Here is a 6074-nt window from a genome sequence, read left to right as displayed (position 1 = left end):
AAACACCTCCAATCAGAAGGGAATCATGAAAACCGGAAATCTCAAAATCCCAACGATTCACGTTTTCGGTACGATGCTTTAGACATTCGGATCCCGGCGCATGCTGCGCCGGGATCCTCCTATACGAATGATCCCCGGCATTGATGCGGCCGGACGGCGCAAGACCATGGGGTTGGGCCGCGGCGACACTCAGCGCTTTGCGCGACAACCGCCGAAACACCGTTATCTGCAGCAACCGCCGCGCCATCTGTCCGTTCGACCGCCTTCGGAGGTCACCTTATGACGCCAGAACGAATGACGCCTTGTCCCGAGGCTCCATCTTATACGTCCCTCAAGTCCCGCACTTATTCCACGTGTTGGGGCGCCAATCCTGTCAGTGCGGGCGGAATCCGGTTCCGCATCTGGGCGCCGGATGTCGATACCGTGACGCTGCGCCTCGATGGCGCGGACCGCCCGATGATGACGGCCGGCCACGGCTGGTTCGAACATGTCGTAGAGGATGTCGCTCCGGGCGCGCGCTATCAATTCGTTCTCCCAAATGGCGTCGTGGTCGCCGATCCGGCCTCGCGCATGCAGGATGACGGCGTCTACGGCCCCTCCATCGTCACCGACCCCACCGCCTATCAATGGGGCGACGCCGACTGGAAGGGGCGGCCCTGGGAAGACGCCGTCTTCTATGAGATCCATGTCGGGACGTTCACGCCTGAAGGCACGTTTCTAGCCGCCATCAAGCGCCTCGCCGATCTTGCCGATCTTGGCGTCACGGCTATAGAAGTGATGCCGGTGGCGGAATTCGCCTGAGATCGAGGCTGGGGCTATGACGGCGTGCTGCTTTACGCGCCGCATCACTGCTATGGCGCCGGATGATTTCAAGGCTTTTGTCGACGCCGCCCACCAACTCGGCATGATGGTGTTCCTCGATTGCGTCTACAATCACTTCGGGCGGGCGGGCAATTCGTTGCCGCTCTACGCCCGTTCCTTCTTCGATGCCGCGCGCGATACGCCCTGGGGCGCTGGGATCGACTTTGCCGAAAGGCCGGTGCGCGATTTCTTCATCGAGAACGCGATCTACTGGCTGACCGAGTTCAATATCGACGGCCTCCGTCTCGACGCCGTGCATATGATCGAGGATCGGACGGAAGCGCATTTCCTGACCGAACTCGCCGCCCACATCCATGCGGAATGCGCCTGCCGCAAGCGTCATCTGGTGATGGAGGACAGCTCAAACCGCACGATCTTCCTGAGCGGCGACCTGCCCGTCGAAGAGCGCCATGACGGCGCCTGGAACGACGACTTTCACCATGCGATGCACGCCTTTGTGACCGGCGCGAAAACAGGTCACTTCGCCGATTTCGCCGACCGGCCTTTCGAGAAAATGGCCGCGACGCTGGCCCAGGGCTATGTGCGCACCCTGGAGCCGGAGCTGGTGTTCGAGGGGCAGGCGATGCCAGCTCCGGCCAGCCTCAGCCCGACAACCTTTGTGCATTTTCTCCAGAACCACGACCAGATCGGCAATCGCAGCTATGGCGACAGGTTGCTGCAGCCGGAGCGGGAAGCGCTCTATGATCTGCTGACGTCGATCCTGTTTCTGTCGCCGCAGATCCCGATGCTGTTCATGGGCGAAGACTATGGGGAAACACAGCCCTTTCTGTTTTTCTGCGATCATGAGGGAGATGTCGCACGGGAGGCGCGTGAAAACCGCATTCACGAAGGTCTGGCCTTTGCGACCCTGAGAGAAGGGGAGCGGCCCGACGATCTCATCGATCCCAATTCGCCCGAAGCATTCTTGCAGTCGAAAATAGATTGGGGTCGACGAAACGCGCCAGAGGGGCGGCGGCGGCTCGAGCAGATCAAAACGCTGATCGGACTGCGCCGCCGTTTCGTCATTCCATATCTCGCGGATATTGGACGCGGCTCAGGTCGACTTCTTGCAGGCGAGGGCGGACGGTTGGCGATCGACTGGCGGCTCAGCGGCGCAAGTCTGCAGCTTCGCGCCAATCTCGGCGACAGCGAAGCGCTTTTGCCAGCAGTCGGAAGCGAGGTCTTCTATCGCCACAGCGCCGCAACCGAGCGGGAGGAAATCCTCCCGCCCTTGACCGCTTTGTTTGCAATCAAGCCGACATGAACGCCTCAGGGGCGCCGGAGAGTGAGGTCGGCGCCGTTGATCGAAGCCGGCACGGACATTTGATCATGGCAGCGCTTCGGCAGTGGTAGATCCACTGCGTCCGGCGTCAGGCAGCGAGGCTGAACGGGCGGCGCGTTTCGGCGGATCTCGATCCTGGTCAGCGTCCAGGCGAGGCGGGGCGTGGCGGCGCGTGGCCTCGCGCGGTGCTGTATGAAACGAATGGTCATGATGTCTCCTCCTTTGATCCACGCTTCAGAACACCGTGCTGTCCCGGATGGTTCCCGCAACTGCGAAGAACAAGGAACCAAAGCAGCGCTTGTCCGTTGGTGGCTCAGCTTCAGGAAAGAGGGCGACTATGGATATGAAGGCGGATCAATTCACGATCGAGACCGGTCACGGCATGCGGCTCGGCGCTAATGTCGAAGAAGGCGGCGTCAATTTCGCGCTGTTTTCCGCGCATGCGCAGAGCGTCGAGCTCTGCCTGTTCGATCCGACCGGGTCGATGGAAATCGCGCGGCTGACGCTGCCGCAGAACACCAACGAGATCTGGCATGGATTCGTGCCGGGGCTGAAGGCCGGCGCGCTCTACGGCTACCGGGTCCATGGTCCCTATGACCCCGAAAACGGCCATCGCTTCAACGCCAACAAGCTGCTCGTCGACCCTTACGCGCGCGGCTTCCATGGCGACCTCGTGAAATCCGACGCCCATTTTGCCTATGACCTCTATGCCGAGGACAAGGACCTGACATTCGACGAGCGCGACAATGCGTCGGAGATGGTCAAATGCGTGGTCGTCGATCCCTATGCGGGCAAGCGGCAGGGCAAGCGTCCCTTCATTCCCTGGGCCGAGGCGATCATCTATGAGACGCATGTGAAAGGCTTCACCAAGCTCAATCCGAACATTCCGGAAGAGCTGCGCGGCACCTTCGAAGGTCTCGGCCACAAGGCTGCCGTCGACTACATCAAGGCGCTCGGCGTGACCTCGGTCGAACTGCTGCCGATCCATGAATTCTTCGACGACTTCCACCTGATGGATAAGGGGCTCAGCAATTACTGGGGCTACAACACCTTCGGCTTCTTCGCGCCGGCGTCGCGTTATTTCGGTCCGAACGGCCGCGAAGGCTTCCGCGACATGGTGCGCGCCTTCCATGATGCGGGGATCGAGGTGATCCTCGATGTCGTCTATAACCACACCTGCGAAGGCAACGAACTCGGTCCGACCTTCTCCTTCAAGGGCATCGACAATTTTTCCTATTACCGCACCCTGCCGGACCAGCATCGCTACTACATCAACGACACCGGCACCGGAAACACGCTCAACACCTCGCATCCCCGCGTGTTGCAGATGGTGATGGATTCGCTGCGCCACTGGGTCGAGGAAATGGAAGTCGATGGTTTCCGCTTCGATCTCGGCTCGATTCTCGGCCGCGAGCCCGGCGGTTTCGACCAGCGCGGCGGCTTCTTCGACGCCGTGACCCAGGATCCGACGCTGGCAAGCGTCAAACTGATCGGCGAACCCTGGGATATCGGTCCCGGAGGCTATCAGGTCGGCGGCTTTCCACCCGGCTGGGCGGAGTGGAACGACAAATATCGCGACAGCGTGCGCGAATATTGGAAGAACGACGACGGCAAAGCGCCGGATTTCGCCTCGCGCCTGCTGGGATCGGGAGACATCTACGACCAGCGCGGTCGCCAGCCCTGGTCGAGCGTCAATTTCATCACCGCTCATGACGGCTACACGCTGCACGACCTCGTCGCCTATAACGACAAGCATAACGACGCCAATGGCGAAGACAACAATGACGGCCACAACGACAACCGCAGCTACAATTACGGCGCGGAGGGCCCGACCGAGGACGAAGGCATCAACGCTGTCAGGGAACGGCAGAAGCGCAACTTCCTCGCTACATTGTTCCTGTCGCATGGCACGCCGATGCTGCTCGCCGGCGACGAAATGGGCCGCAGCCAGGGCGGCAACAACAACGGCTATTGCCAGGACAATGAGATCAGCTGGCTCGCCTGGGAAAACCTGCCGCCGACCTGCGGCACGCTCATCGACTTCACCCGTAAGGTGATCGCGCTGCGCAAGAGCCAGCCCTTGTTCCACCGCGAAAACTGGCGCGACGGCATGGTGGTCAACTGGTTCAACCAGGACGGCGGCGAACTCCTGCCGGAACAGTGGGAATCGGAAAATCCGCTCTGCCTGCATCTCGGCCGCGATGATCTCGTCGATGACGAGGCGCTGTGGTCGCATAGCCTGATGATCTTCAATCCCAAGCCCGAGCAGATGGGGTTCCAGATCCCGGACATCGGCGGCTATTCCTGGCGGCTCGAACTGACCACCGAGGATGATGCGCGCCGCGGCGAGGAATTCTCCCCCGGCCATCGCTTCGAAATGGACGAGCGTTCGATGGCGGTTTTCCGCCGCGTGTAAGCCGTGTTCACGCAAGCGCCTCCGTCTGTTGACGGGGGCGTTATTTCTTGGACTCAAGCGTTTTCCGCTTGATTGATGCGCCAGCCCGTGACCCAGGCGGCCCGAAGCCGGTCGCCTTGCTTCCGAAAATACTCGCCTGTCCGCGCACTATCTTCGATCCGGTCCATACGAAAATTGCGAATTGCCTGCCTCAGTTCGCACCAGGCGACGACAACGGCGGATTCGGCGTAGTAGATCAACGCCAGCGGCCAGATGGTGCGGGACGTTCGATTACCGGCCTCGTCGCGATAGCCGATTGACAGTTTCTCCTCGTCGCGAATGGCCGAGCGGATCAAACTGAATTCCGCACCTTCCGGCGCCGGCGCGCTCCCGCCCCAGGCGTGCAGCGCCCTCGACGTCATGGATTGGCGCAGCGGCTCCGGCATGGCCGCAGCAATCTTTGCGACCACGCGTTCCGAGGCTTTCTGAAGATCCCGGTCTCCTGTCCGTTCGATCAGCGCCATGCCCAGCACGATGGCTTCGGTTTCCTCGACCGAAAACATCAGCGGAGGCAGGTCGAAACCCGGCCGTAGAATATAACCGATGCCACGTTCGCCGGCGATCGGCACCCGCATGGCCTGCAGCGCGGCGATGTCGCGGTAGATCGACCTGACCGTGACCTCCAGTTCTGACGCAATATCTGCGGCCGTCACCGGCGCTCTCGCCACTCTCAGGATCTGGATGATCTCGAACAGCCTTGAAGCCTTGCGCATCGATTTAGCCTTTACTCCTGACACATCGCTGTCAGTTGGACTTCGATATAGCACGCTTCAACAGGCTGGAAAGCCCGGGTTTTATTCCAAGACGTTCAAAAAAGGCGGCGCGCTACTGACATGACTTATGCTGAAAATCTCTGGCTGTTTTTTCTTCTGCTCGCCGGCATCATCGTTGTTCCCGGCATGGACATGGCTTTCGTTCTCGCCAAGACACTGTCGGGCGGGCGACGCGCGGGGCTGGCGGCGACCGCGGGAATGATGGCCGGCGGCGCCTGCCACACGCTGTTCGGCGCCTGCGCGGTTGCCGGATTGACGCTATGGACGCCGTTTCTCGCACGACCGATGTTAATCCTGGGGTCGGCCTATATGATCTGGATCGGTTATACGCTGGCGAGAAGCGCGATCGTGATCGGGGCGGTCGAAGACGCCGGAACCCTGCCGCTCGCGCGGATCGTCAATCAGGCGCTGATCACCTGCCTTCTCAATCCGAAGGCCTGGCTTTTCACCCTCGCCGTCTATCCACAATTCCTCAAACCCGCTTACGGTCCTTACTGGGCGCAGGCTGTGGTGATGGGGATGATGACGATCCTGGTTCAACTGGCGATCTATGGCGGCTTGGCGCTGGCTGCGGCGCGCGGCCGCGATGCGATCGTCAACAAACCGCAACTGACGATCTGGATCGGCCGGAGCGCCGGCGTGATGCTGATGGCGCTTGCGGCCTATATCCTGTTCAGAAGCTGGAGCGAATTCTGACACCCAA

7 protein-coding genes are annotated in these 6074 nt (G+C 60.9%); 4 read left to right on the top strand and 3 right to left on the bottom strand.

Translation table 11 applies throughout. From position 1 onward, the window contains the following. On the bottom strand, nucleotides 1-247 hold a 247-nt coding region (locus E8Q41_RS25740; RefSeq protein ID WP_205910385.1), incomplete at its 3' end, for a hypothetical protein. A 32-nt stretch (nucleotides 248-279) separates the two neighbouring features. Here E8Q41_RS25740 and E8Q41_RS10040 point away from each other — a divergent pair. After that, nucleotides 280-801 (top strand): hypothetical protein, encoded by a 522-nt coding sequence (locus E8Q41_RS10040; protein ID WP_137155396.1) that lies wholly within the window; start codon nucleotides 280-282, stop codon nucleotides 799-801. Nucleotides 802-853: 52 nt separating this feature from the next. Continuing rightward, on the top strand, nucleotides 854-2125 hold the full coding sequence (locus E8Q41_RS10035) for an alpha-amylase family glycosyl hydrolase (protein WP_170976435.1): 1272 nt from the start codon (nucleotides 854-856) through the stop codon (nucleotides 2123-2125). Nucleotides 2126-2130: 5 nt separating this feature from the next. Here the strand turns inward: E8Q41_RS10035 and E8Q41_RS10030 are convergent, their stop codons facing one another. Continuing rightward, nucleotides 2131-2352, bottom strand: a complete 222-nt coding sequence (locus E8Q41_RS10030; RefSeq protein ID WP_137155394.1) for a hypothetical protein — start codon at nucleotides 2350-2352, stop codon at nucleotides 2131-2133. A gap of 128 nt (nucleotides 2353-2480) precedes the next feature. Here E8Q41_RS10030 and glgX point away from each other — a divergent pair, with 128 nt between their 5' ends. Beyond that, on the top strand, nucleotides 2481-4559 hold the full coding sequence (gene glgX / locus E8Q41_RS10025) for a glycogen debranching protein GlgX (RefSeq protein WP_137155393.1): 2079 nt from the start codon (nucleotides 2481-2483) through the stop codon (nucleotides 4557-4559). A gap of 53 nt (nucleotides 4560-4612) precedes the next feature. Here the strand turns inward: glgX and E8Q41_RS10020 are convergent, their stop codons facing one another. After that, on the bottom strand, nucleotides 4613-5311 hold the full coding sequence (locus E8Q41_RS10020; RefSeq protein ID WP_137155392.1) for a YafY family protein: 699 nt from the start codon (nucleotides 5309-5311) through the stop codon (nucleotides 4613-4615). 120 nt (nucleotides 5312-5431) lie between these two features. Between E8Q41_RS10020 and E8Q41_RS10015 the strand changes: the two genes are divergently transcribed. Beyond that, nucleotides 5432-6067 (top strand): LysE family translocator, encoded by a 636-nt coding sequence (locus E8Q41_RS10015; RefSeq protein WP_137155391.1) that lies wholly within the window; start codon nucleotides 5432-5434, stop codon nucleotides 6065-6067. The last annotated feature ends 7 nt before the right edge of the window (nucleotides 6068-6074 follow it).

It is taken from the genome of Rhizobium sp. FKL33 (genome assembly GCF_005222915.1).
Taxonomy (GTDB): domain Bacteria; phylum Pseudomonadota; class Alphaproteobacteria; order Rhizobiales; family Rhizobiaceae; genus Rhizobium_E.
The sequence above is the reverse complement of the archived record's forward strand: the minus strand, read 5'-3'. Positions and strand labels throughout refer to the sequence as shown.